General features: G+C 70.7%; 18 protein-coding genes. 15 read left to right on the top strand and 3 right to left on the bottom strand.

The features are described from left to right. Positions 1 to 30: 30 nt before the first annotated feature. On the top strand, positions 31 to 651 hold the full coding sequence (locus O3S82_RS17110; protein ID WP_179427327.1) for a LysE family translocator: 621 nt from the start codon (positions 31 to 33) through the stop codon (positions 649 to 651). A 9-nt stretch (positions 652 to 660) separates the two neighbouring features. Here the strand turns inward: O3S82_RS17110 and O3S82_RS17105 are convergent, their stop codons facing one another. Beyond that, positions 661 to 1614 carry a DUF808 domain-containing protein gene (locus tag O3S82_RS17105; RefSeq protein ID WP_269304479.1) on the bottom strand — a complete coding sequence of 318 codons (954 nt, stop codon included), beginning with the start codon at positions 1612 to 1614 and terminating at the stop codon, positions 661 to 663. Positions 1615 to 1702: 88 nt separating this feature from the next. On the opposite strand from O3S82_RS17105, the gene O3S82_RS17100 reads away from it, so the two are divergent. Beyond that, positions 1703 to 3319 carry a hypothetical protein gene (locus O3S82_RS17100; RefSeq protein WP_269304478.1) on the top strand — a complete coding sequence of 539 codons (1617 nt, stop codon included), beginning with the start codon at positions 1703 to 1705 and terminating at the stop codon, positions 3317 to 3319. A 59-nt stretch (positions 3320 to 3378) separates the two neighbouring features. Further along, positions 3379 to 4128 carry a polyphosphate--glucose phosphotransferase gene (gene ppgK, locus O3S82_RS17095; protein ID WP_179427333.1) on the top strand — a complete coding sequence of 250 codons (750 nt, stop codon included), beginning with the start codon at positions 3379 to 3381 and terminating at the stop codon, positions 4126 to 4128. Between the two features lie 79 nt (positions 4129 to 4207). On the opposite strand, the gene O3S82_RS17090 is transcribed toward ppgK, so the two are convergent. Then, positions 4208 to 4795, bottom strand: coding sequence for a TetR/AcrR family transcriptional regulator (locus tag O3S82_RS17090; protein WP_179427335.1), 588 nt, complete (start codon positions 4793 to 4795; stop codon positions 4208 to 4210). Positions 4796 to 4945: 150 nt separating this feature from the next. On the opposite strand from O3S82_RS17090, the gene O3S82_RS17085 reads away from it, so the two are divergent. The 6 genes from O3S82_RS17085 (at position 4946) to O3S82_RS17060 (ending at position 11813) form a co-directional block, all read left to right on the top strand. Further along, positions 4946 to 5725: an ABC transporter ATP-binding protein gene (locus tag O3S82_RS17085; RefSeq protein WP_179427337.1), complete on the top strand. Its 780-nt coding sequence runs from the start codon at positions 4946 to 4948 to the stop codon at positions 5723 to 5725. A 70-nt stretch (positions 5726 to 5795) separates the two neighbouring features. Further along, entirely contained in the window at positions 5796 to 6587 is a 792-nt protein-coding gene (locus O3S82_RS17080; protein WP_269304473.1) for an ABC transporter ATP-binding protein, read from the top strand. Beyond that, positions 6584 to 8428 (top strand): AMP-dependent synthetase/ligase, encoded by a 1845-nt coding sequence (locus O3S82_RS17075; protein ID WP_179427342.1) that lies wholly within the window; start codon positions 6584 to 6586, stop codon positions 8426 to 8428. The genes O3S82_RS17080 and O3S82_RS17075 overlap by 4 nt, the downstream gene beginning before the upstream one ends. After that, positions 8425 to 9321 (top strand): branched-chain amino acid ABC transporter permease, encoded by an 897-nt coding sequence (locus O3S82_RS17070; protein WP_179427344.1) that lies wholly within the window; start codon positions 8425 to 8427, stop codon positions 9319 to 9321. The genes O3S82_RS17075 and O3S82_RS17070 overlap by 4 nt, the downstream gene beginning before the upstream one ends. After that, complete coding sequence (locus O3S82_RS17065; RefSeq protein ID WP_223302983.1) at positions 9318 to 10457, top strand: branched-chain amino acid ABC transporter permease; 1140 nt, start codon at positions 9318 to 9320, stop codon at positions 10455 to 10457. Before O3S82_RS17070 ends, O3S82_RS17065 begins: the two co-directional genes overlap by 4 nt. 60 nt (positions 10458 to 10517) lie before the next feature. Continuing rightward, on the top strand, positions 10518 to 11813 hold the full coding sequence (locus O3S82_RS17060; RefSeq protein WP_179427346.1) for an ABC transporter substrate-binding protein: 1296 nt from the start codon (positions 10518 to 10520) through the stop codon (positions 11811 to 11813). A 106-nt stretch (positions 11814 to 11919) separates the two neighbouring features. Here the strand turns inward: O3S82_RS17060 and O3S82_RS17055 are convergent, their stop codons facing one another. Beyond that, on the bottom strand, positions 11920 to 13488 hold the full coding sequence (locus O3S82_RS17055) for an ABC-F family ATP-binding cassette domain-containing protein (RefSeq protein WP_269304468.1): 1569 nt from the start codon (positions 13486 to 13488) through the stop codon (positions 11920 to 11922). Between the two features lie 46 nt (positions 13489 to 13534). Between O3S82_RS17055 and O3S82_RS17050 the strand changes: the two genes are divergently transcribed. The 6 genes from O3S82_RS17050 (at position 13535) to trxA (ending at position 21767) form a co-directional block, all read left to right on the top strand. Further along, positions 13535 to 15010 (top strand): CCA tRNA nucleotidyltransferase, encoded by a 1476-nt coding sequence (locus O3S82_RS17050; protein WP_442864736.1) that lies wholly within the window; start codon positions 13535 to 13537, stop codon positions 15008 to 15010. A 44-nt stretch (positions 15011 to 15054) separates the two neighbouring features. Beyond that, positions 15055 to 17109 carry a DUF6049 family protein gene (locus tag O3S82_RS17045; protein ID WP_269304464.1) on the top strand — a complete coding sequence of 685 codons (2055 nt, stop codon included), beginning with the start codon at positions 15055 to 15057 and terminating at the stop codon, positions 17107 to 17109. Then, positions 17102 to 18745 (top strand): murein biosynthesis integral membrane protein MurJ, encoded by a 1644-nt coding sequence (gene murJ / locus O3S82_RS17040; protein ID WP_269304461.1) that lies wholly within the window; start codon positions 17102 to 17104, stop codon positions 18743 to 18745. The genes O3S82_RS17045 and murJ overlap by 8 nt, the downstream gene beginning before the upstream one ends. A gap of 48 nt (positions 18746 to 18793) precedes the next feature. Beyond that, positions 18794 to 20365, top strand: coding sequence for a protein kinase family protein (locus O3S82_RS17035; RefSeq protein WP_179427355.1), 1572 nt, complete (start codon positions 18794 to 18796; stop codon positions 20363 to 20365). 76 nt (positions 20366 to 20441) lie between these two features. After that, a complete protein-coding gene (trxB, locus tag O3S82_RS17030) occupies positions 20442 to 21413 on the top strand; it encodes a thioredoxin-disulfide reductase (protein WP_179427357.1) in 972 nt (323 codons plus the stop codon). Positions 21414 to 21440: 27 nt separating this feature from the next. Then, positions 21441 to 21767, top strand: a complete 327-nt coding sequence (trxA, locus tag O3S82_RS17025; protein WP_179427359.1) for a thioredoxin — start codon at positions 21441 to 21443, stop codon at positions 21765 to 21767. Positions 21768 to 21777 lie beyond the last annotated feature (10 nt).

Genomic DNA, 21777 nt, shown 5'->3' with positions numbered 1-21777 from the left:
TCTCGTCTCGGGCGGCCGTAGCATGCGGTCGTGACGACCTACCTGTCCTTCCTGCTGTTCGCGACGCTGCTGGCGGTCGCCCCGGGACCGGACACCTTCCTGACCCTGCGCGCCTCCGTGGTCGGCGGCCGCCGCCGCGGCCTGTTCACCGCCGCCGGCATCACGCTGGCCTGCGCGGTGCAGGGCATCCTCGCCGCCTCGGGCCTGGGCGCGGTCATCGCGCACGCCGAGCCGGTGTTCCAGGCGATCCGCTGGGCGGGCGTGGCGTACCTGACGTGGCTGGGCTTCACGGCCCTGCGCTCGGCGCTGCGTCGCGACTCCAGCGTGTGGGCCGTCGGTCAGTCCGGCCCGAGCGTGAGCGCGCGCGCCGCCTTCCGTCAGGGCTTCGTCTGCAACATCACCAACCCGAAGGTGCTGGCGTTCAACCTGGCCGTGCTGCCGCAGTTCGTCAGCCCGGGCCAGGGGCTACCGGCGCTGCTGGCCTACGCCCTGACCCTGGTCGCGGTGGGCGCCGTCGTGCTGCTCGTCGTGATCGAGATCGCGAACGCCGCGGCCAACAAGCTGGTGCGGCCCACGTTCCGCCGCGTGGTGGACGGCTCGACGGGCGCGGTCATGCTCGGCTTCGCCACCGCGCTCGCCGTGGAGTCCTGAGACTCCCGCTCAGTGCGCCGCGGAGGCCTTGCCGCGGCGAAGGCGCTTGACGCCGTTGACCAGCAGCACCACCACGGCGCCGATCAGCAGGCCGAGGACGGCGGAGGCCGCGGTGTTGGCGACCCACTCGAAGGCGCCGTCCGCGAAGGGCATGACGTCGGCGATCCAGTGCTCGAGGTCGTGCACCCAGCCGTAGATCGTGTGCCAGCCGAGGTCGTCGGTGCCGACGAGGATGATGTGCCCGCCGACCCACAGCATCGCCGCGATGCCGATCACCGCGAGCGCCGAGAGGACCTTGGGCATCGCCTTGACGAGTAGGGTGCCGGTGCGCTGGGCGAGCGTGGAGGTGCGGGCGGCGAGGCTGACGCCCACGTCGTCCATCCGCACGATCAGCGCCACGACGCCGTAGACCAGCGCGGTGATGCCCAGCGCCACGAGCACCAGGATCACGGCCCGCGAGAGGAAGGGCTCGTCCGCGACCTCGTTGAGCGAGATGACCATGATCTCGGTCGAGAGGATGAAGTCGGTGCGGATCGCGCCGGAGACCACGTGCTGCTCGGCCTCGGGGCCCTGCGCACTGGAGGGCTCCTCCTTCTTCTCGTGGTGCGGGTGCAGCACGTGCCAGATCTTCTCGGCGCCCTCGAAGCACAGGTAGGCGCCACCGACCATGAGCAGCGGGGTCAGCACCCACGGCAAGAACTGGCTGAGCAGCAGCAGTCCGGGAAGGATGAAGAGCAGCTTGTTGCGCAGCGAGCCCTTGGCGATCCGGCCGATGATGCTGAGCTCGCGCTTCGGGTCGACGCCGTGCACGTACCGGGGCGTCACGGCCGCGTCGTCGACGACGACACCGGCCGCCTTCGCGCTCGCCTTGCCGGCCGCCGCAGCGACGTCGTCGACCGACGCCGCCGCGAGTCGGGCGAGCGCAGCCACGTCGTCGAGCAGGGCGACAAGTCCTCCAGCCATGCGCTCAGCGTAAGGCCGGGCGTTGACACCCACGAGCGGACGCCGCGAGGATGACCCCCATTGTCCGCGATCTCGGGGGAGCCTCTCCATGTCCGCACGCCGCCACCTGCTCGTTCGACGGTCGCTGGCGACCACCGGAGCCGTCGCGTTGGCGGTGAGCCTGCTGTCCACCACGGCCACGGGCGCCGTCGCGGATCCCGGCCCGGTCGACCTCGGCGGGGCACCGCGGTCCGCTGCCGCGGCTCCCGGTGAGGCCAGCAAGGCCGCTCGCACGCCAGCCTCCTCGAGCACGGACTACTCCCAGGGCGCCATCAACCGCTCCGCCCGGATCGCCGCCCCGCTGCCCTCGCCGAACGACGGCACCGTGGTGCGCACCGACGTGGTCCAGGACCTCGCCGCGCAGCGACTCAAGGCGACCGTGACCTTCCGCGGCACCCCCGCGGCCAACGCGGCGGTGCTGGTCTACTTCGGCGAGCTCAGCGGGTCGAGCTGCGTCCGCCGGGCCGCCATCGGCGGCGCAGCGAGAACCTCGGAGACGGACGGGCAGTTCCTCGAGGACGGCGCGAAGTTCGCGGTGAGCCGCTCGCGCTCGGGCTCCGTCCTCACCCTCACCTCGCAGGCACTCTCGACGTTCCGCACCGCTGAGTACGACTGCGCCTACGTCTACGTCACCGATGGCGCCAGCACGGTCACCCAGGCGTTCTACGCCGAGAGTCTCGTGACCCGCTGGACGCCGCGACTCTCGATCGCCGGCGGTCACCCGGTCAAGGCCGCCCAGAAGGGCAAGTGGGTCCGCGTGCGGCTCGAGGTCAACAACTCCGGCCGCGCCGCGGCCGCGAACACCCGGATCGTCGCGAGCGGGGCCGGTCTGAAGATCTCGCCGCGCAGCCGCAGCCTGGGCACGATCGGCGCCCGCTCCACGAAGTACGGCGTGACGTTCAAGGTGCGCGTCGCGAAGGGCGCGAAGACCCGCAACCTGCGCTTCACCGCCACGGCGAGCGGCGCCCGGGCCACCAAGGCCTACAAGGTCGGCGTGGCACCCAAGCCGCGCACGTACAAGAGCCTCAGCGGCCGGTACTTCTGGGGCTTCGCCACCACCTCGCTGTCCGACAGCCGAGGCTGGGACACCCAGACCGTCTGGTTCCTCAACAAGCGCTGGGCGTACGTCGGCGAGGTCAGGAACGGCGTCGTGCCGAAGTGCCGCAAGACCACGAGGACCTGCAAGAAGTACTCCTACAACGCCAAGAAGGGCATCGCGCGCATCGGCGGCCAGAAGTTCAAGGTGAACACCTACGGCTTCACGTACCGCGCCAACCGCAAGGACGAGCGGCGCTCCTACGAGCCCGCGACCTTCCCGCGCAAGGGCGCCCGCATCGGCGCGAGCCTGACGAACCGCGACTGGAGCGGCAACTGCCTCATCTCCTGCACGTCGACCACGACGAACCTCACCCTCGACCGCGCCGGTCGGTTCGTCCGCAGCAGCGTGTCGATCGGCTCGTGGCCGGGCCTCGGCTCGTCGTGGGCCTCGTTCCCGCCCGACCAGCGCGGCACCTACCGGATCATCAGCAAGGGCCGCATCGAGCTGCGGTTCGCCAACCGCAAGATCGAGCGTCACCGCATCGGCCTGCTGCACGACGCGCTCAACCGTCCGTCGGCCACGACGGGCCTCGTCCTGGGCACCACGAACTACTACTTCGAGGACTGAGCGGACGCCGCGACACCCGGAAGCGTCGCCGAGCGACCTCGCGCCGCTAGGGTTCTGGCATGGCCATGGGGTTCGGGATCGACATCGGCGGCACGGGCACGAAGGGAGCACCGGTCGACCTCGACCAGGGCACCCTCGTGGGTGAGCGGTTCCGCATCCCCACACCCAAGCCCGCCACCCCGCGCGCCGTCGCCGAGGTCGCGGCGCAGATCGTCGACCACTTCCCCGACGCGGCCGACGTGCCGCAGATCGGCGTTGCCATCCCGGCCGTCGTGCAGCGTGGCGTGGCCCGGTCTGCCGCCAACATCGACCCCTCGTGGATCGACACCGACGTCGACGCGCTCTTCACCGAGGTGCTGGGGCGCAACGTGCACGTGGTCAACGACGCCGACGCCGCGGGCGTCGCCGAGAACGACCACGGCGCAGCCCTCGAGGAGCACGGCCTGGTCTGCGTGATCACCCTCGGCACCGGCATCGGCTCGGCGCTCATCAACGCCGGCACGCTGGTGCCGAACACCGAGTTCGGCCACCTCGAGGTCGCGGGGCACCCGAACGCGGAGAAGTGGTGCGCCACGAGCGCCCGCGAGCGCGAGGACCTCACGTGGGAGGAGTGGGCCGAGCGCCTGCAGGTCTACTTCAGCCACCTCGAGAAGATCCTGTCGCCCGACCTGTTCGTCGTGGGCGGAGGCGTCAGCAAGAACAGCGAGAAGTTCCTGCCGCTGCTCAACCTGCGCACCCCGATCGTCCCGGCGACGCACCGCAACAACGCGGGCATCATCGGCGCTGCCGCCCTCGGCGCCCGGGGCTGACTGAACGAGGTTTCCTGTCACTTCACGTGGTTCGCGAACCTCGTGAAGTGACGGTTTCCCCGGTTAACCGGGGAAACCGTCAGACCGAGGCCAGCAGGGCGCGCACGGCGCGCTCCATCACCCGACGGCAGCGCTCGGCGGAGTAGCCGTGGTCGTCGAAGAGCAGCGACCAGGCGTTCCAGCTGACGGCGACCGTGAGCGAGTCCACGAGCTGCACGGGGTCGTCGGCGCGGGCGAGCTCGGTGGCGAAGGCCCGTTCGATGTCGGCGCGCACCCGGGCGATGTGCCCCTGACGGCTCGCACGCAGCGCCTCGTACTCGGGCTCGCCCAGCACGGCGGCCCGCGCGGCGGGCGCGATGTTGACCAGCCGGCGCTGGCGCTCGGCGCAGAACCGGTCGATCCGCTCCTCCAAGGGCGCGGACGGATCGATCTCGGCCCGCAGCTCGTCATCGAGACGGAACCAGTGCGCCACGGTGCTGCCGAGGAGGTTCTCCATGTCGTGGAAGTTGGTCCACAGCGTGCGCCGCGACACGCCCGCGCGCTCGGAGATCTGCGCGGCCGTGGGCTTGAGGACGCCCTCGCGCAGCAGGTCGACGTGCGCCTGCACGATCAACGCACGGGTGCGCTCGCTGCGCTGCATCCGTCCGTCGGTCTGCCGATATTCCATTGCTCCCACCGCTCCATGGTCGTGCAGGGATCTTCCCGCACGACTTTCGACACACCGAGTGTAGATAGGTAGTGACTTGACTCACAACGTATGTGAGGATGTCGTCACCTTCATTTGAGGGGCTGCCGAACGAATCGAGGGAGTGAAGGTTTGCTGACGGTCAAGAACCTGGAGGTCGTCTACAACGACGTCATCCTGGTCCTGCGCGGCGTGAGCCTGACGGTGCCGCAGGGTCAGATCGTGGCCCTGCTGGGTGCCAACGGCGCCGGCAAGACGACATTGCTGCGCGCGCTATCGGGCCTGCTGGACATCCACGACGGCGAGATCACCAAGGGTGAGATCACCCTGCGCGACACCCCGATCCAGTCGGCCGACGCGCCCAAGATCGTCGCCGCCGGCCTCGGCCAGGTGCTCGAGGGTCGCCGCGTGTTCGGCGAGTTCACGGTGGAGGAGAACCTGCGCGTCGGCGGCCACACCCGTCGCGGCAGCCTCGCCGAGGGCATCGAGGAGGTCTACGAGCTCTTCCCCGTGCTGAAGGAGCGCCGCAAGAAGACCGCGGGCTACCTCTCCGGCGGCGAGCAGCAGATGCTCGCCATGGGTCGCGCTCTCGTCGCCCAGCCCGAGATCCTGCTGCTCGACGAGCCGAGCCTGGGCCTGGCGCCCCGCATCGTCTCGCAGATCAAGGACATCGTCGTCCAGATCAACGAGCGCGGCACCACCGTGCTGCTGGTGGAGCAGAACGCCACGATGGCGCTCTCGATCGCCCAGCACGGCTACGTGATGGAGCACGGGAAGATCGTGATGGACAAGCCCGCCGCCGAGCTGCTCGACGACGAGGACATCCGCGACTTCTACCTCGGCCGCGGCGACATGGCCACGAGCTACCGCGACGTCAAGCACTACAAGCGCAGGAAGCGTTGGCTGTCGTGACCCCTGCGTCCCCCCACGTCCCCCTTCCCACACCGTCCCGTCCCGGAGGGTTCCCTTGTCACAACCAGTCGTGAGTGTCCGAGACGTCAACCTGTCGTTCAGCGGGGTCAAGGCCCTGCAGGGCGTCGACTTCGACGTCTTCGACAACGAGCTGTTCGCCGTGATCGGCCCGAACGGCGCCGGAAAGACCTCGATCTTCAACGTCCTGTCGGGGGTCTACCGTCCGCAGCAGGGCTCGGTCGAGTTCGCCGGCGCCGACATCCGCGGCATGCGCCCGCACCGCATCGCGAACCTCGGCATGGCCCGCACGTTCCAGAACATCGAGCTCTTCGAGAACCTCGACGTCGTCGACAACCTCATGCTCGGCCGCCACGCCCACCTGGGCTACGGCTGGCCCGCCGCGGTGGCCTGGCTCGGCAAGGCCAAGCGCGCCGAGGTCGCCAACCGCCGCCGGGTGGAGGAGATCATCGACTTCCTCGAGATCGAGGGCTACCGCCAGCTGCCGGTCGGGATGCTGCCCTACGGCATCCAGAAGCGGATCGAGCTCGGTCGCGCGCTCGCGATGGAGCCGAAGCTGCTGCTGCTCGACGAGCCGGTGGCCGGCATGAACGGCGAGGAGACCGAGGACATGGCCCGGTTCATCCTCGACATCCGCAACGAGCTGCACATCCCGATGATCCTCGTCGAGCACGACATGGGACTCGTGATGGACCTGGCCGACCGGGTCATGGCGATGGACTTCGGCAAGCCGGTGGCCACGGGCACGCCACACGAGGTCCAGTCGCATCCCGACGTCATCCGCGCCTACCTCGGCCCGGTCGACGACGCCACGCTGGCCGAGGTGCAGGGGGAACTGGCATGACCACGCTGCCGCAGCGCATCCGCACGCGCGCCCAGGAGACACCCGACCGCATCGCGATGCGCGAGAAGAACTACGGCCTGTGGGACGAGATCACGTGGGCCGACTACTGGGAGCGCTCCTCCCTCGTCGGTCACGCGCTGCTCGCCCTCGGCGTCGAGGTCGGCGACCGCGTCGCCGTCCACAGCGAGAACCGCTGCGAGTGGCTGTTCTCCGACATCGGCATCACCGCCGTCCGTGCCGGCACGGTGGGGCTCTACCCGACCAACCCGGCGCCCGAGGTGCTGCACGTCCTGCGCGACTCCGGCTCGTGCGTCCTCATCGCCGAGGACCAGGAGCAGGTCGACAAGTACCTCGAGATCGCCGACGAGCTGCCGGATCTGCGCACGGTCGTCTACATCGACCCGCGCGGCATCCACGACCGCTACACCGACGAGCGGCTCATGTCGTGGGACGCGTTCCTCGCGCTCGGCGAGCAGCACCGCACCGACCACCCGAACGCGGTCACCGAGCGGCTCGAGGCCGCCCGCCCCGAGGACCTCGCCACGCTCGTCTACACATCGGGCACCACGGGTCCGCCCAAGGGCGCGATGCTCTCGATGGACAACGTCGAGTTCGTCATCGAGACGCTGCAGAGCGGCGGCGCGTTCGTCGACCCGCCGGCCAGCGACCGCGACCTCGTCGTGTCCTACCTGCCGCTGTGCCACGTGGCCGAGCGCGTGTTCACCACGTGGTTCAACGCCGCCGTCGGCTCGCAGGTGAACTTCGCCGAGTCGATCGAGACGGTGCAGCAGGCGCTGCGCGAGGTGCAGCCCACGCTGCTGTTCGGCGTGCCGCGCATCTGGGAGAAGATCGCGGCCGGCGTGCACATCCGCATGAGTGGCGCGTCGTGGTTCAAGCGCAAGAACTTCGAGTTCTGGATGAAGCGCGCCGAGTGGATCGGCCGCACCCTCGTGGAGAACCAGGGCAACCACACGGCCTCCACCAAGGCGGTCTACGCGCTCGGCTGGCTGTGCCTCTACCGCCCGTTGCGCGAGCGACTCGGCCTGGCCAAGGTCCGCTACGCGGCCTCGGGCGCCGCGCCGATCGCGCCGGAGGTGCTCGAGTTCTTCATGGGCATCGGCATCCCGATGCACGAGGTCTACGGCATGACCGAGAACTCGGCGATCGCCACGGCCAACATGGCCGGACGCGTCAAGGTCGGCACCGTCGGCGAGCCCCAGGTGGGCGCCGAGGTGCGGATCGACGACGAGACCGGCGAGATCCTCACCCGCCACCGCGGCACGTTCGTCGGCTACTGGAACAACCCGGAGGCCACGGCGCGCACGATCGACGCCGACGGCTGGTTGCACACCGGCGACGTCGGCGAGTGGGTCGACGGCTCGCACATCAAGATCACGGACCGGATCAAGGACATCATCATCACCGCAGGCGGCAAGAACATCAGCCCCAGCGAGATCGAGAACAGCCTGAAGTCCTCCCCGTACATCAAGGAGGCCATCGTCATCGGCGACCGCCGCAAGTACCTGACGGCCCTCATCGGCATCGAGCTCGACACCGTGGGCAACTGGGCCCAGGAGCGCAAGCTCGGCTTCACCACCTACCGCGACCTGTCGCAGAAGCCCGAGGTCATCGCACTCGTGCAGTCCATCGTCGACGAGACCAACCGCAAGTTCGCCAGCGTCGAGACCATCAAGCGCTTCGCGATGCTGCCGAAGGAGCTCGATCACGAGGAGGGCGAGCTGACCGCCACCCAGAAGATCAAGCGCTCGGCCATCAACGAGCGGTTCGCCGAGGCGATCGAAGGCCTCTACTCCGACTCGAGCCAGGAGGTGAAGGCATGACCACCTTCTTGCAATCGCTGCTGAACGGCCTGGCGCAGGGCTCCATCTACGCGCTGCTGGCCCTGGGCTACGTGATGATCTACAAGGCCACCCACGTCATCAGCTTCGCCCAGCCGGCGCTCATGGTGTGCGGCGGACTCTTCGCCTACCACGCGACGAGCGAGTGGGGCCTGGGCTTCTGGCCCGCGCTCGTCGTCGCCGTCATCCTCGGCGCGCTGCTGGGCATGCTGGTCGAGCGGCTCGCGCTGCGCCCCATGGTGGGCAAGCCGGTGTTCACGCTGGCGATCATCACGATCGGCGTCGACATCGTGCTGCGCATCTTCGCCAACCGGTACATGGGCCCCGACCCGCGGTCGGTGCCCTACCCGGGCGGCAGCGAGCGCTACGAGTTCTGGGGCCTGTCGATCTCGCACCAGCGGCTCGGCCTGATCGCCGTCACCACCGTCACCGTCATCGCGTTGGCGCTGTTCTTCCGGTACGCCAAGACCGGCCTGGCGATGCGCGCCACCGCGCTCAGCCAGGAGACGGCGCTCGCGCAGGGCATCCGGGTGGGCGCGATCTTCGCCCTCGCCTGGGCGATCGCGGGCGGCCTCGCCGCCATCGCGGGCACCTTCGTCGCCGCGACCGGCGCCGGCCTGGAGCAGAACACCTGGATCATCGCGCTGAAGGCGCTGCCGGCCATCATCATCGGCGGCCTCGACAGCATCCCCGGCGCCGTCATCGGCGGTCTGGCCGTGGGGGTGGTCGAGTCGGTCACCGCCGTCTACCAGCCCGACGTCGCGCCGTGGCTCGGCAACAACTTCGCCCTCGTGGCGCCCTACGCCCTCATGTTCGTGGTGCTGCTCGTCAGACCGTACGGACTCTTCGGCACGAAGGAGGTGGAGCGGGTATGACCACGATGCTGCGCTCGACGCCCTCGAAGCACGCTCGCAAGGCCACCGGACTCCGGGGCCGCCCCCTGCTGCGGACCAGCTACGACCAGGACCTCACCCTGGCGAACACCCCGGCCAAGCGCCGCAGTGTCGTCGCTCTGGTGATCGCCTCGTTCGTGGTGCCTTTCCTGCTCACCGACGACCTGCTGCAGGTCCTGACCCTCGGCATGATCTCCGCCGTCGGCGCGATCGGCCTCAACCTGGTCACCGGCTACGCCGGCCAGGTCTCGCTGGGTCACGCCTTCTTCATCGGCGTCGGCGCCTACACCGGTGCGGTGCTCGGCGGTGACCCCGACGGGGCGCTGCTCGGCTACGGCCTGCCGATGTGGATCTGGCTGCCGGCCGCCGGCGTCGTCGCCGCGGTCGCGGGCCTGCTGGTCGGACCGCTCGCGGTGCGACTGCGCGGTCTCTACCTCGCGATCGTCACCCTCGGACTGGTGTTCCTGGGCGACCACATCTTCCGCGAGGCGCGGAACATCACCGGTGGTCCCGGCGTGGGCCGCCGCGGCGCCGAGCTCGAGCTGTTCGGCATCGACTTCGCGTCCATGGAGCCCATCTCCGGCCTCTCGCGCGGACAGGCCCAGTTCTTCCTCGGGCTGGTGTTCCTCATCGTCTTCGCGATCCTGGGCCGCAACATCGCCCGCTCGGGCGTGGGCCGCGCCTTCGGCGCCGTCCGCGACCGCGACGTGGCCGCCGCCGTCATCGGCGTCGACCTCACGAAGTACAAGGTCATGGCGTTCGCGATGTCGTCGTTCTTCGCCGGCGTCACCGGTGCCCTCTACTACGCCGTGATCGGCGTGTTCGAGCCCGGCGCGTTCAGCCTGCTGCTGTCGATCCAGTACCTCGCCATGGTGCTGATCGGCGGCGTCGCCACTATCAGCGGATCGATCATGGGCGCGCTGTTCATCGCGCTGCTGCCGCGGATCAGCCAGTTCATCGCGCACTACGTGCCCGGCGAGCTGCTGACCGTGTTCCAGCTCGAGGCGATCCTCTACGGCCTGCTGATCATGGGCTTCCTGATCTTCGAGCCGCGCGGACTCTTCGGGATCTGGACCCGAATCCGCAACTACTGGAAGGGCTGGCCCTTCTCCTACTAGACCCCGGCCGCGAGGCCGTGGCGGTGCGTCCGCACCGTCGAACCACCCAGGAGGAAAACAATGAAGCAACACCGCAAGTTGGCCCGCGTGGTCGCCGGTGCGGCGGTGGCGGCCCTCGTGCTGACGGGCTGCCGCGGCGGCGGGGACGATGACAGTGCGTCGGGCCCCGGCATCACCGAGGAGGCGTGTCCCGACGCCGTGAACGAGGACAACGGCTGCATCTACCTGGGTGCGATCTCCGACCTCACCAAGGGCCCGTTCGCTCCGCTCGCCGTGCCGATCACCGAGGCGCAGAAGGCGTTCTGGGACAAGGTCAACCAGGACGGCGGCGTCGGTGGCTTCGACGTCAACATCGACAAGTACGTCGCGGACGCCGAGTACAACCCCGAGATCCACAACAAGAAGTACCAGGAGATGCGCAACGACATCCTGGCGCTCGGCCAGACCCTGGGCTCCTCCCAGACCTTGGCGATCCTCGAGGACATGAAGGCAGACAACGTCATCGGCGTCCCGGCCTCGTGGAACTCGGCGTGGGACTTCGAGGACCAGATCCTCCAGTCCGGTGCGAACTACTGCTTCGAGGCCATGAACGGCGTCGACTGGGCCGTGGCCAACCGGGGCGTCAAGGGCAAGGTCCTGGCGATCCACTACCCGAACGACTACGGCGGAGACGCGGCCGCGGGCGTCGAGGCGGCCGCGAAGGCCAACAACCTCGACTTCAAGGCCATCGAGACCGCCACGGGCCAGGACAACCAGGCCGGTGCCGTCGCGGCGGTGCTGAAGGAGAAGCCGTCGATGCTCTACATCACCACGGGTCCGGCCGAGATGGCCACGATCCTCGGTGGCGCGGCCGCTCAGGGCTGGAAGGGCACCGTCGTGGGCTCGAGCCCCACGTGGAACCCGGCGCTGCTGCAGACCGAGGCCGCTCCGGCGCTCGAGGCGATGTACTTCCAGGCGGGGCCGTGGGGTCCGTGGGGCACCGAGTCGGACGGTCACGCGGCCATGCGTGACGCGCTCGCCGACGTCGACTCGCCCAGCGACGGCTACACGGCCGGCTGGGTGTGGGAGTACCCGCTGCTGGCCGCGCTGAAGTCGGCGGCCGACATGGACGGCGGCATCACCCGCGAGAACGTCGTCAAGGCGGCCACCGAGCTCGACAGCGTCGACTACGAGGGCATGCTTCCCGACGAGGCGTTCAACCAGACCGGCGAGCCGAACGACGTCGCCTGGCGTCAGAGCGTGATCTCGAAGGTCGACAAGGAGGCGCCCACCGGCGTCTCGATCGAGCAGGAGATGCAGGCCGGCCCGACGGCCGAGGGCTACGACTACACCGAGCCCTGCTTCGCCCTGGGCTGATCCAGCACCACGTGAAGGGGGCCGACCCGGCTGGGTCGGCCCCCTTTCGCGTGTCCCGACGTTTCCCCGGTCAACCGGGTCTTCTGTCACAGAGCGGGGGGAAACTTCACCCCACCTCGAGCCTGCGGTCGAGGGCGAGATCGGCCAGGAAGGGCTCGTCGTGGCTGACGACGAGCAGGGCGCCGCGATAGGCCTCGAGCACCTCGGTGAGGTGGGCGACGCTCGCGAGGTCGAGGTTGTTGGTCGGCTCGTCGAGCACCAGCAGCTGGGGCGCCGGCGTGGCGAGCAGCAGGCTCGCGAGGGTGGCACGCCAGCGCTCGCCACCCGAGAGCGTGCCGGTCACCTGGTCGACCGCATTGCCTCGGAACAGGAACCGCGCGAGCTGCGCACGCACGGCGTGGGGCTCGGCCTCGGGAGCGGCCCGGCGCACGTTCTCCAGGACCGTCAGCTCGGGGTCGAGCAGGTCCACCCCCTGCGGGAGGTAGCGCCACGGCACGTGGACCGTGACCTGTCCGGCCCGCGGCTCCTGCCGTCCCAGCATCGCCCGCAGCAGCGACGACTTCCCGGCGCCGTTGCGGCCCACGAGTGCGATCCGCTCGGGCCCGCGCAGGTCGAGGTCCATCGGTCGCGCGGTGCCGAACGCCGGCACGAGGCCCTCGGCGCGCAGCACCTCGCGGCGCGGCGGCACCTCGGTGTCCGGCAGGTCCACGCGGATCCTCCGGTCGTCGCGCACGCGGTCCTCCGCGGCCGCCAGGACCGAGCGCGAGCTCTCCAGCCGGTCCTCGTGCATCCCGCGGAGCCGCCCGGCGCTGACCTCGGCCTTGCGCTGGTAGGCGCCGGCCACGATCCTCGGCAGGCTGCCGGCGTTGGCGCGTCCCTGGCGGTCGCGCCGCGCCTGCTTGGTCTGCTGGTCGACGAGGTCCTGGCGCTGCCGGCGCACGTCGGCCTTCGCGGCGGACACCGCACGCAGCGCGGCCTCCTGCTCGGCCTCGACCGCGGACGCGTAGTCGCTGAACGCGCCACCGAACCAGCGCACGGCGCCGGCGCGCACCTCGCCGATGTGGTCCATCCGCTCGAGCAGCCGACGGTCGTGGCTGACCACGACGAGCACGCCGGTGAACGCGTCGACGATGTCCTCGAGCCGCTCGCGCGCCGGGCCGTCGAGGTCGTTCGTCGGCTCGTCGAGCAGGAGGATCTCGGGCTCGGCGAGCATCAACCCGGCCAGTCGCAGCAGGGTCGCCTCGCCGCCCGACACCGAGCTCACGGGTCGGGAGGGCTCGATCCCGGCGAGGCCGACGCGGTCGAGCCAGCGCTCGATGCGGTCGGGCAGGTCCCAGCCGTCGCCGACGAGGTCGTAGTCGGCGGGGTCGACCGATCCGCCCTCGATGCGGGCCAGCGCGGCGAGTGCCGCGGCCACCCCGAGCACGTCGGCGACGGTGGCACCGGCGGCCGCCCGCGCCTGCGGCAGGTACGCCAGCCGGCCGTGGACGTCGATCGTGCCCGCCGTGGGCGCCAGCTCGCCGGCCATCAGCCGCAACAGAGTGGACTTGCCGCTGCCGTTGTCACCGACGAGTCCGTGACGACCCGGCGCGAGGCCGAACGTGAGGTCATGGAGGATCGTGCGCCCCGCGGGCAGCACGAACGAGGCATGGGAAAGAGAGAGGAAGGATGACATGAGATCTCCGGGGTCGCGGGTGGGCGTGGCGGGATCTCAGTTCTCCATGTGCGCCAGCATACGTGACGTCACGGCGTCACCGATAGACTCGACCCTCGTGGCTGAGCTGACTGCGCACGAGACGACGCGCCTCGACGAGCTGCGGGCGAACCACCCCGTGCTCACCGATCTGGGCGCCCGATTCTCGGACGCCGGTCAGGAGATCGCCCTCGTCGGCGGACCCGTCCGCGACGCCCTGCTGGGCCGCGCCGTCACCGACCTGGACTTCACCACCTCGGCCTCGCCCGAGCAGATCGAGGCGATCGTCGAGGGCTGGGCCGACACCACGTGGGACGTGGGACGCGCCTTCGGCACGATCGGCGTGCGCAAGGGCGCCGAGATGCTCGAGATCACCACGTACCGCGCCGACGAGTACGACCCCGAGTCCCGCAAGCCCGTCGTCGCGTTCGGCACGAACCTGTCCGACGACCTCGCCCGCCGCGACTTCACCGTCAACGCGATGGCCGTGCGGCTGCCCGACCTCGAGTTCGTCGACGTCCACGGCGGCCTCGACGACCTCGCCGACCGCACCCTGCGCACGCCGATCGGGCCCGACGTCTCCTTCGGCGACGACCCGCTGCGGATGATGCGCGCCGCGCGCTTCGTGGGCCAGCTCGGCTTCCTCTGCGCGCCCGACGTCACCGAGGCGATGGTCGCGATGGCCGACCGCATCGAGATCGTCTCGGCCGAGCGCGTCCGCGACGAGCTCAACAAGCTGCTGCTGTCCGACCACCCCGTGCAGGGCCTGCGCGTGCTCGTCGACACCGGACTGGCCGAGCGGGTGCTGCCCGAGCTGCCAGCGCTGCAGCTCGAGCGCGACGAGCACCACCGCCACAAGGACGTCTACGAGCACTCGCTCACCGTCCTGGAGCAGGCGATCGAGCTGGAGCACCGGCTCGACGAGCGTCCCGACCTCACGATCCGGCTGGCGGCGCTGCTGCACGACATCGGCAAGCCGAGGACGCGCCGCTTCACCGGCGACGGCCAGGTGACGTTCCACCACCACGACGTGGTCGGCGCGAAGCTCGCCCGCAAGCGGATGCGCGCCCTGCGGTACCCGAACGAGATCACCGACGACGTCTCCACCCTCGTCGAGCTGCACCTGCGGTTCCACGGCTACGGGTCGGGCGAGTGGACCGACTCGGCGGTGCGCCGCTACGTGCGCGACGCCGGCCCGCTGCTCGAGCGGCTGCACATCCTCACCCGCGCCGACAGCACCACGCGCAACCAGCGCAAGGCGCTGCGGCTCCAGCGCACCTACGACGACCTCGAGACCCGGATCGCCCAGCTCGAGGCGCAGGAGGAGCTCCAGTCCATCCGGCCCGACCTCGACGGCAACCGGATCATGGAGGTGCTGGGGATCGGACCCGGCCGCGAGGTGGGCGAGGCGTACCGCTTCCTGCTCGACCTGCGCATGGATCGCGGCCCCCTGCCCGAGGACCAGGCGATCGAGGCGCTGCGCGCGTGGTGGGCCGCGCGCTGAGTCGCAGCCGCGGAAGCCGTCGCCCGTCCCACTACGATGACGTGGTGACGTTCCGCGCCTGGCTGACCGCCTTCGTGGTCGCGGTGTCACTGCTGGTGGGCTCGCCGAGCCCCACGGCCACCGCCTCCGACGGCTCGCTGGGGGTGCGGATCGACGGTCTGACGCCCACGCGGCTGTCCGCGAAGGCCACCATCACGATGAGCGGCATCGTCCGCAACACCGGCTCCACGCCGTGGACCTCGGTGCAGGCCTACCTGGTCATCCCGCGCAGCCCGTTCGAGTCGCGCGCGCAGATCGAGGCGGCGATCGAGGACGGCCAGTCCTACACGGGCGAGCGCGTGGTCGACGCCGGCTCGTTCGCCGAGCTGGGCGACATCGCGCCGGGCTCGTTCCGTCGCTTCCGCATCGAGGTGCCGGTGTCGAAGCTGGGCCTCTCCGGCGCCGGCGGCGTCTATCCCGTCGGCGTGCAGGTGCTGGCCACCGACGAGGAGGGCCAGCGCTCGAACGACGCGGTGGCGCGCGCCACCACCTTCCTGCCGTGGGTGCCGAACCCCGCCACGCCGATCCCCGCCGGCCTCGTCTGGCCGTTCACCCCCACGTGGACGCCCGAGGAGGCCGAGCCCGAGGAGATCCTCGCCTCCGTGCAGGACGGACAGCTGCGCCACTACCTCGACGCCGCCGCCGCGACGCCGCGCGAGGGTCGAACCGTGGTGCTCGACCCCTCCCTGCTCGACGAGCTCGCGCCGCTGACCGACGCGGAGAGTCCGCCGAAGGACGTCGAGCTCACCACCGACCAGGCCGCGGCGGTGGTCGACTGGCTGGCCGACCTGCGCGAGCTCGCCCTCGGCTCCACCACGTGGATCGTCTCCTACGCCCGGCCCGACGAGCTGGCGCTCAACCGCTACCCCGAGAACGCCGAGACGCTGTGGAACGTCGTCGACGACGCGACGGCCGACGCGCTCGCCGACCACGCGCTCACCGGGCCGCGCGCGTCGTGGCCCACCATCGCGGGCACCACGCTGCCCATGCTCGAGGACATCCGCAGCCGCGGCGAGGGCCCCACCGTGGTGTCGCGCCAGAGCGTGCCCGGGTGGGAGCCGCGGCTGGGCTCGGTCGTGAGCCTCGAGACGCGCAACGGCCCGCTGCCGCTGCTGGTCAACGGCGCCCTCCCCGACGTTCCCGGCAGCGAGACCGCCGTGACCCTGCGCCAGCGGATCCTCACCGACGCCGCACTGGGAGCGCTCGAGCGCGAGAGCGACCCGAAGTCGCGCGCCGACGCGATGACGATCGTCGATCCCAGCTGGGATCCCGGCACCACGGGCGGCCAGGTGGTCGCGCGCGTGATCACCACGCGCGGCTCGGGCGGCCTGACCCGGCCGGCCACCGCCACCGAGCTGGTCCGCTCCGCGCCCGTCAGCTACAGCGGCGCCGTGCTGGAGGAGGTCGACACCACCTCGCTCGGCGCCTCCACGCTCGACCGCATCGCCAACCTGTCGAAGGTCGCCGACCTCCACGACGCGATCGTGGTGGACCCCAGCCGGCCCGACCACGACCGCGACCTCGCCTCGCTGCTGTCCGTGCGCTGGCGCACCGACCAGGCCGCCCTCGACGCGAGGATCGCCGCCGAGACCGAGGCGCTCGAGTCCGAGCTCGACGACATCTCCATCGACAGTCCCTCCACCATCACGCTGTCGAGCAGCCGCGGCGGGTTCCCGCTCACGCTCTCCAACGAGACCGACAGCACCGTGCGCGTGGGGCTCGAGCTCGTCGCCGACAACCCCGGGTTGAGCGTCGACGACATCGAGCCCGTCGAGATCGACGCCGGCGAGCGGCACACGTTCACCGTCCAGGTCGACCTCGGCGACCAGACCTCCAGCACCGTGAGCGCCCGCCTGGCCACCGAGGCCGGCGTGACCTTCGGCGAGCCCGCCGTCTTCAACATCCGCACCAGCAACGTCGGCCTGATCGTGTGGGCCACGATGGCCGCCGCCGGACTCCTCGTGATCTTCACGTGGGCCCGCCGGTTCCTCGGCCGCCGGCGCCGCCGGGGTGCCGAGGCCGCCGCCCCCGCGACCGACGCCGAGGACCTCGATGACTGACCCGAACCTCGCGCGCGCCAGCGCCTGGATGGCGCTCGGGACGATCGTCTCGCGCATCACGGGCCTGCTGCGCTCGCTCGTGCTGCTGGCCGTGGTCGGCTCCGCGCTGAACGGCTCGCTGTTCAACGTCGCGAACTCGATCCCGAACTCGCTCTACATCCTCGTCGCGGGCGGCATCTTCAACGTCGTCCTCGTACCGCAGCTGGTGCGCGCGATGAAGAACGATCCCGACGGCGGCGACGCGTACGCCAACCGGATCATCACCCTCGGCCTGCTCGTCCTGGGCATCGCCACGGTCGTGCTCATGCTCGCGGTGCCGGTGCTGCTGCGGCTGCTGTTCGGTCCCGACCTGTTCACCGACGACTTCACGCGCCAGCGCGAGTCGGCCCAGCTGCTGATGCTGCTGTGCATGCCGCAGGTGTTCTTCTACGGCGCCTTCGTGCTGGTGGGCCAGATCCTGAACTCGCGCCAGCGGTTCGGCCCGATGATGTGGGCGCCGATCGTCAACAACCTCGTCGCCCTCGGCGTGCTGGGCGCCTACGCCGTGGTCTTCGGGGTCGCCACCCCGGGCGCCGCCGACGGCTTCAGCACCGGTGAGGCCTGGCTGCTCGGCCTGGGCTCCACGCTCGGCATCGCGGTGCAGGCGCTCGTGCTCGTGCCGTACCTGCGTCAGGTGGGCTTCCGCTTCCGCCCGCGCTTCGACTTTCGCGGGGTCGGCCTCGGGCACACCCTGCGCCTCGGCGCGTGGACCCTCGCGTTCATCGTGGTCAACCAGATCTCGTACTTCGTCATCGTGCGCCTGGCGTCCAGCGCTGACATCGAGGGCAAGAAGGAGGGCGTCCCGAGTGCGGGCCAGGTCGTCTACGACGTCGGCTTCCTCATCAGCCAGGTGCCGCACGGCGTCATCACGGTGTCGCTGGCGACGGCGATCATCCCCACGCTGGCGGCCCGAGCGGCCGAGCACGACTACGCCCGGATGCGCCTCGAGCTGAGCCGCACCCTGCGGCTGGCCCTCATGCTGATCGCGCCGATCGCGGTCGCGGTGGCGTGCCTGGGCTCGCCCGTGGCCTCGGTGCTCGCCGGCTTCGGCGCCGCGCGCGGCAACACCGACGCGATCGGCACCACGATCTCGGCCTTCGCCCTCGCGCTCGTGATGTTCAGCCTGCACTACGTCGTGCTGCGCGGCTTCTACGCACTCGAGGACACGCGCACCCCGTTCTTCATCCAGACCGTGATCGCCGTGGCCAACATCGCTCTGGCCGTCGCGGTCACCACCGGCGCCCCGCCGATCGAGGTCTCCACGCGCCTCGCCCTGGCGTACGGCCTGGCCTACACGATCGGCCTCGCCGTCTCGGCCACCGTGCTGTCGCGCCGCATCGGCACCCTGGCCGATCCCGAGACCGTCCGCTTCGTGGTGCGGCTCGTCCTAGTGTGCGCCGTCGCGGCCGTCGTGATGCTGCTCGGGCGCTGGGGCTGGGAGCGGTTCCTGGTGACCGGGAACCCCTCTCCCGCCTGGGCTCTCGGCGAGCTCGTCGTCGTCGGAGCGGCCGGTGCCGCGGCCACCGTGCTGGCTGCGCGACTGCTGCGCGTCGAGGAGCTGCGCTATGTCGTCTCCAGCGTCCTGCGTCGAGGCTGACGCACGTACGATGGTCGGAGGTGCGCCCGCACCGGCCGAGGAGGACTGATGAGCGACCGGAGACCGCACGTCTCCGGCGACGTGCTCGCCTCGCGGTACGAGCTGGCCGACCTCGTCAGCGAGAGCCTCGGTGCCTCCAACTGGCGCGCGGTCGACCGGGTGCTGCACCGCAACGTGCGGGTCGAGCTGCTGCCGGCCGACGACCCTCGCGGCGCCAACTTCCTCGAGGCTGCCCGCCGCTCCACCAGCGTCACCGACCACCGCTTCCTGCGGGTCCTCGACCTGCTGCAGGACGAGGACGGCGTGCACGTGGTGGTGCGCGAGTGGGCCAAGGCCACGCCGCTGAGCCGGCTGCTGGCCCAGTCGCCGCTGCCCAACCGTCGTGCCGCCGCGATCGTGGCGGAGGTGGCCGAGTCCCTCGCGCACGCCCACGACCGGGGCCTCGTGCACCGGCGCCTCACGCCGCACCAGATCCTCCTCAAGGAGTCCGGCGCGGTGCGCATCGTGGGTCTGGGCGTCGCCACCGCGCTGGCTCCCGCCGACCACCAGGACTCCGACGACGACCTCGCCTCGTACCGTGCGGCTGATGTGGTCGCGCTGGGCAAGGTCCTCTACGCCTGCCTCGTCAGCCGGTGGCCCGGCGGCCACGTCGACGGCCTGCGCGCCGCCCCCACCGAGCACGGGCACCTGCTGCGCCCCCGCCAGGTGCGCGCCGGGGTGCTGCGCGACGTCGACGAGATCTGCGACCGCATCCTCGAGCCGTCGCGGCACCCCTACGACGCCCTGACGTCGGCCGAGGAGATCGCGCGGGCGCTCTACGAGGCCGGCGAGGGCGACGAGGACCTCTTCGACGAGCCGCTCGGCTACGACGTGACCTCGCCCGACCTGCTGCGCCTCGACCCCGTGGTGGAGCCGTCGGGCCCGCCCCCCGGTCTCGAGCCCCCGAGGCGCCGGCCCAAGGCGTACGAGCCGAAGCCGCCCACGCGTCGCGAGCGGTTCACCGCGCGCATGCAGATGATGACGCACGGCGACCGCGCCCTGATCCTGCTGGGACTCATCACCGCGATCGTGCTGTCGGGCGTGCTGGCGTTCCTCGTCGGGCGTGAAGCCGGCCAGGTGGGCGACCCGTACGCCCAGTCGGCGCCCGAGACGCCCGTGCGGGTGCTGCCGCTGGCACGCGTCGTCGACTTCGACCCGCAGGGCGAGGACCGCCGCGAGAACCCCGAGCTCACCCAGGCGATCCTCGACGACGACCCCGAGACCGGCTGGCGCACCTCCACGTACTACGGACGCGCCGACCTCGGCGGTCTCAAGGACGGCGTCGGGCTGATCCTCGACCTCGGCACCGTGCGCCAGGTGGAGCAGGTCCGGCTGCGCCTCGCGGGCACCCCGACCGACCTGTCGATCCTCACGGCGCCCTCCTCGATCTCGGAGCTGCCGCGGAACCTCGACGACCTGCGCGAGGTCGCCACCCTCAACAGCGCGGCCGAGGACCTCTCGGTCGCCCTGCCACGCGACGTGCGCACCCGCTACGTCGTCGTGTGGCTCCGCGAGCTGCCCCAGATCGGCGACGGCGAGTACCGCGGCGAGATCCGCCGCGCGATCGTCCGCGGCCGGTGAGTCGACCGCGACGGCGGGGAACATTCACCGCCTAGAATCCGTTGAAGCACGTGAACCCGATCGAAAGCGCTCCTTCATGACCGACGTCCGCAGTCTCATCATCATCGGCTCCGGCCCCTCCGGGTACACCGCTGCCATCTACGCCGCACGTGCCAACCTCAAGCCGCTCGTCTTCGAGGGCTCCGTGACGGCCGGTGGTGCCCTGATGAACACCACCGACGTGGAGAACTTCCCCGGCTTCCCCGACGGCATCATGGGCCCGGCGCTCATGGACAACCTCCGCGCCCAGGCCGAGCGCTTCGGTGCCGACCTCGTCGCCGACGACGTCACCTCGGTCGACCTCACGGGCGACGTCAAGACCGTGAAGCTCGCCGACGGCTCCACCTTCCAGGCGCACGCGGTGATCTTGGCGATGGGCTCGGGCTACCGCAAGCTCGGCATCGAGGGCGAGGACGCGCTGTCCGGTCACGGTGTCAGCTGGTGCGCCACGTGCGACGGCTTCTTCTTCCGCGGCAAGGACATCGCCGTGGTCGGTGGTGGCGACTCCGCTGTCGAGGAGGCCCTGTTCCTCACCCGCTTCGCCGACAAGGTCACCCTCGTGCACCGCCGCGACGAGCTGCGCGCCAGCAAGATCATGGCCGACCGCGCCTTCGCGAACGACAAGCTCGAGTTCGCGTGGAACAGCGAGGTCGCCGAGATCCACGGCGACGGCATCCTCGAGGGCGTCACCCTGCGCGACACCACGAACGGCGAGACGCGCCGCCTCGACATCAGCGGCCTGTTCATCGCGATCGGCCACGATCCGCGCTCGGAGCTGCTGGTCGGCCAGGTCGACCTCGACGACGAGGGCTACGTGCTGACGCAGGCCGGCTCCACCGCCACGAACCTGCGCGGCGTCTTCGCGGCCGGCGACCTCGTCGACCACACGTACCGCCAGGCGATCACCGCCGCCGGCACCGGCTGCCAGGCCGCCCTGGACGCCGAGCGCTTCCTGGCCGACATCGAGCATGCCGGCCTCCCCGAGCCCGCGGTCGCCCTGACCGACTGACCACCACACCACCCCTGAGGAGAATCCATGGCTGACATCGCCGCCGTCACCGACGCCGACTTCGAGTCCACCGTCCTGAAGGCCGAGGGCCCCGTGCTCGTCGACTTCTGGGCGTCCTGGTGCGGCCCGTGCCGCCAGCTCGCTCCCATTCTCGAGGAGATCGCGAACGAGAAGGAGGGCGCGCTGACCGTCGTCAAGATGGACGCCGACGCCAACCCCGTCACGCCCGCTCAGTACCGGGTCACCGGCCTGCCGACGATCAACCTGTACTACCAGGGCGAGCTCGTCCGCTCCATCGTGGGCGTGCGTCCGAAGTCCGCGATCCTGACCGAGATCTCGGAGTTCGTCGCCTGACACACCACCA

Origin of the sequence: Aeromicrobium sp. HA, from assembly GCF_027171405.1 — a bacterium.
Taxonomy (GTDB): Bacteria; Actinomycetota; Actinomycetes; order Propionibacteriales; family Nocardioidaceae; genus Aeromicrobium; species Aeromicrobium tamlense.
The sequence above is the reverse complement of the archived record's forward strand: the minus strand, read 5'-3'. Positions and strand labels throughout refer to the sequence as shown.

Excerpts from the sequence above, each read along its gene's own strand:
- O3S82_RS17105 (WP_269304479.1), bottom strand. The coding sequence starts at position 1,614 with ATGGCTGGAGGACTTGTCGCCCTGCTCGACGACGTGGCTGCGCTCGCC.
- O3S82_RS17100 (WP_269304478.1), top strand. The coding sequence starts at position 1,703 with ATGTCCGCACGCCGCCACCTGCTCGTTCGACGGTCGCTGGCGACCACC.
- ppgK (WP_179427333.1), top strand. The coding sequence starts at position 3,379 with ATGGCCATGGGGTTCGGGATCGACATCGGCGGCACGGGCACGAAGGGA.
- O3S82_RS17090 (WP_179427335.1), bottom strand. The coding sequence starts at position 4,795 with ATGGAATATCGGCAGACCGACGGACGGATGCAGCGCAGCGAGCGCACC.
- O3S82_RS17075 (WP_179427342.1), top strand. The coding sequence starts at position 6,584 with ATGACCACGCTGCCGCAGCGCATCCGCACGCGCGCCCAGGAGACACCC.
- O3S82_RS17070 (WP_179427344.1), top strand. The coding sequence starts at position 8,425 with ATGACCACCTTCTTGCAATCGCTGCTGAACGGCCTGGCGCAGGGCTCC.
- O3S82_RS17065 (WP_223302983.1), top strand. The coding sequence starts at position 9,318 with ATGACCACGATGCTGCGCTCGACGCCCTCGAAGCACGCTCGCAAGGCC.
- O3S82_RS17060 (WP_179427346.1), top strand. The coding sequence starts at position 10,518 with ATGAAGCAACACCGCAAGTTGGCCCGCGTGGTCGCCGGTGCGGCGGTG.
- O3S82_RS17055 (WP_269304468.1), bottom strand. The coding sequence starts at position 13,488 with ATGTCATCCTTCCTCTCTCTTTCCCATGCCTCGTTCGTGCTGCCCGCG.
- O3S82_RS17050 (WP_442864736.1), top strand. The coding sequence starts at position 13,535 with ATGTGCGCCAGCATACGTGACGTCACGGCGTCACCGATAGACTCGACC.
- murJ (WP_269304461.1), top strand. The coding sequence starts at position 17,102 with ATGACTGACCCGAACCTCGCGCGCGCCAGCGCCTGGATGGCGCTCGGG.
- O3S82_RS17035 (WP_179427355.1), top strand. The coding sequence starts at position 18,794 with ATGAGCGACCGGAGACCGCACGTCTCCGGCGACGTGCTCGCCTCGCGG.
- trxB (WP_179427357.1), top strand. The coding sequence starts at position 20,442 with ATGACCGACGTCCGCAGTCTCATCATCATCGGCTCCGGCCCCTCCGGG.
- trxA (WP_179427359.1), top strand. The coding sequence starts at position 21,441 with ATGGCTGACATCGCCGCCGTCACCGACGCCGACTTCGAGTCCACCGTC.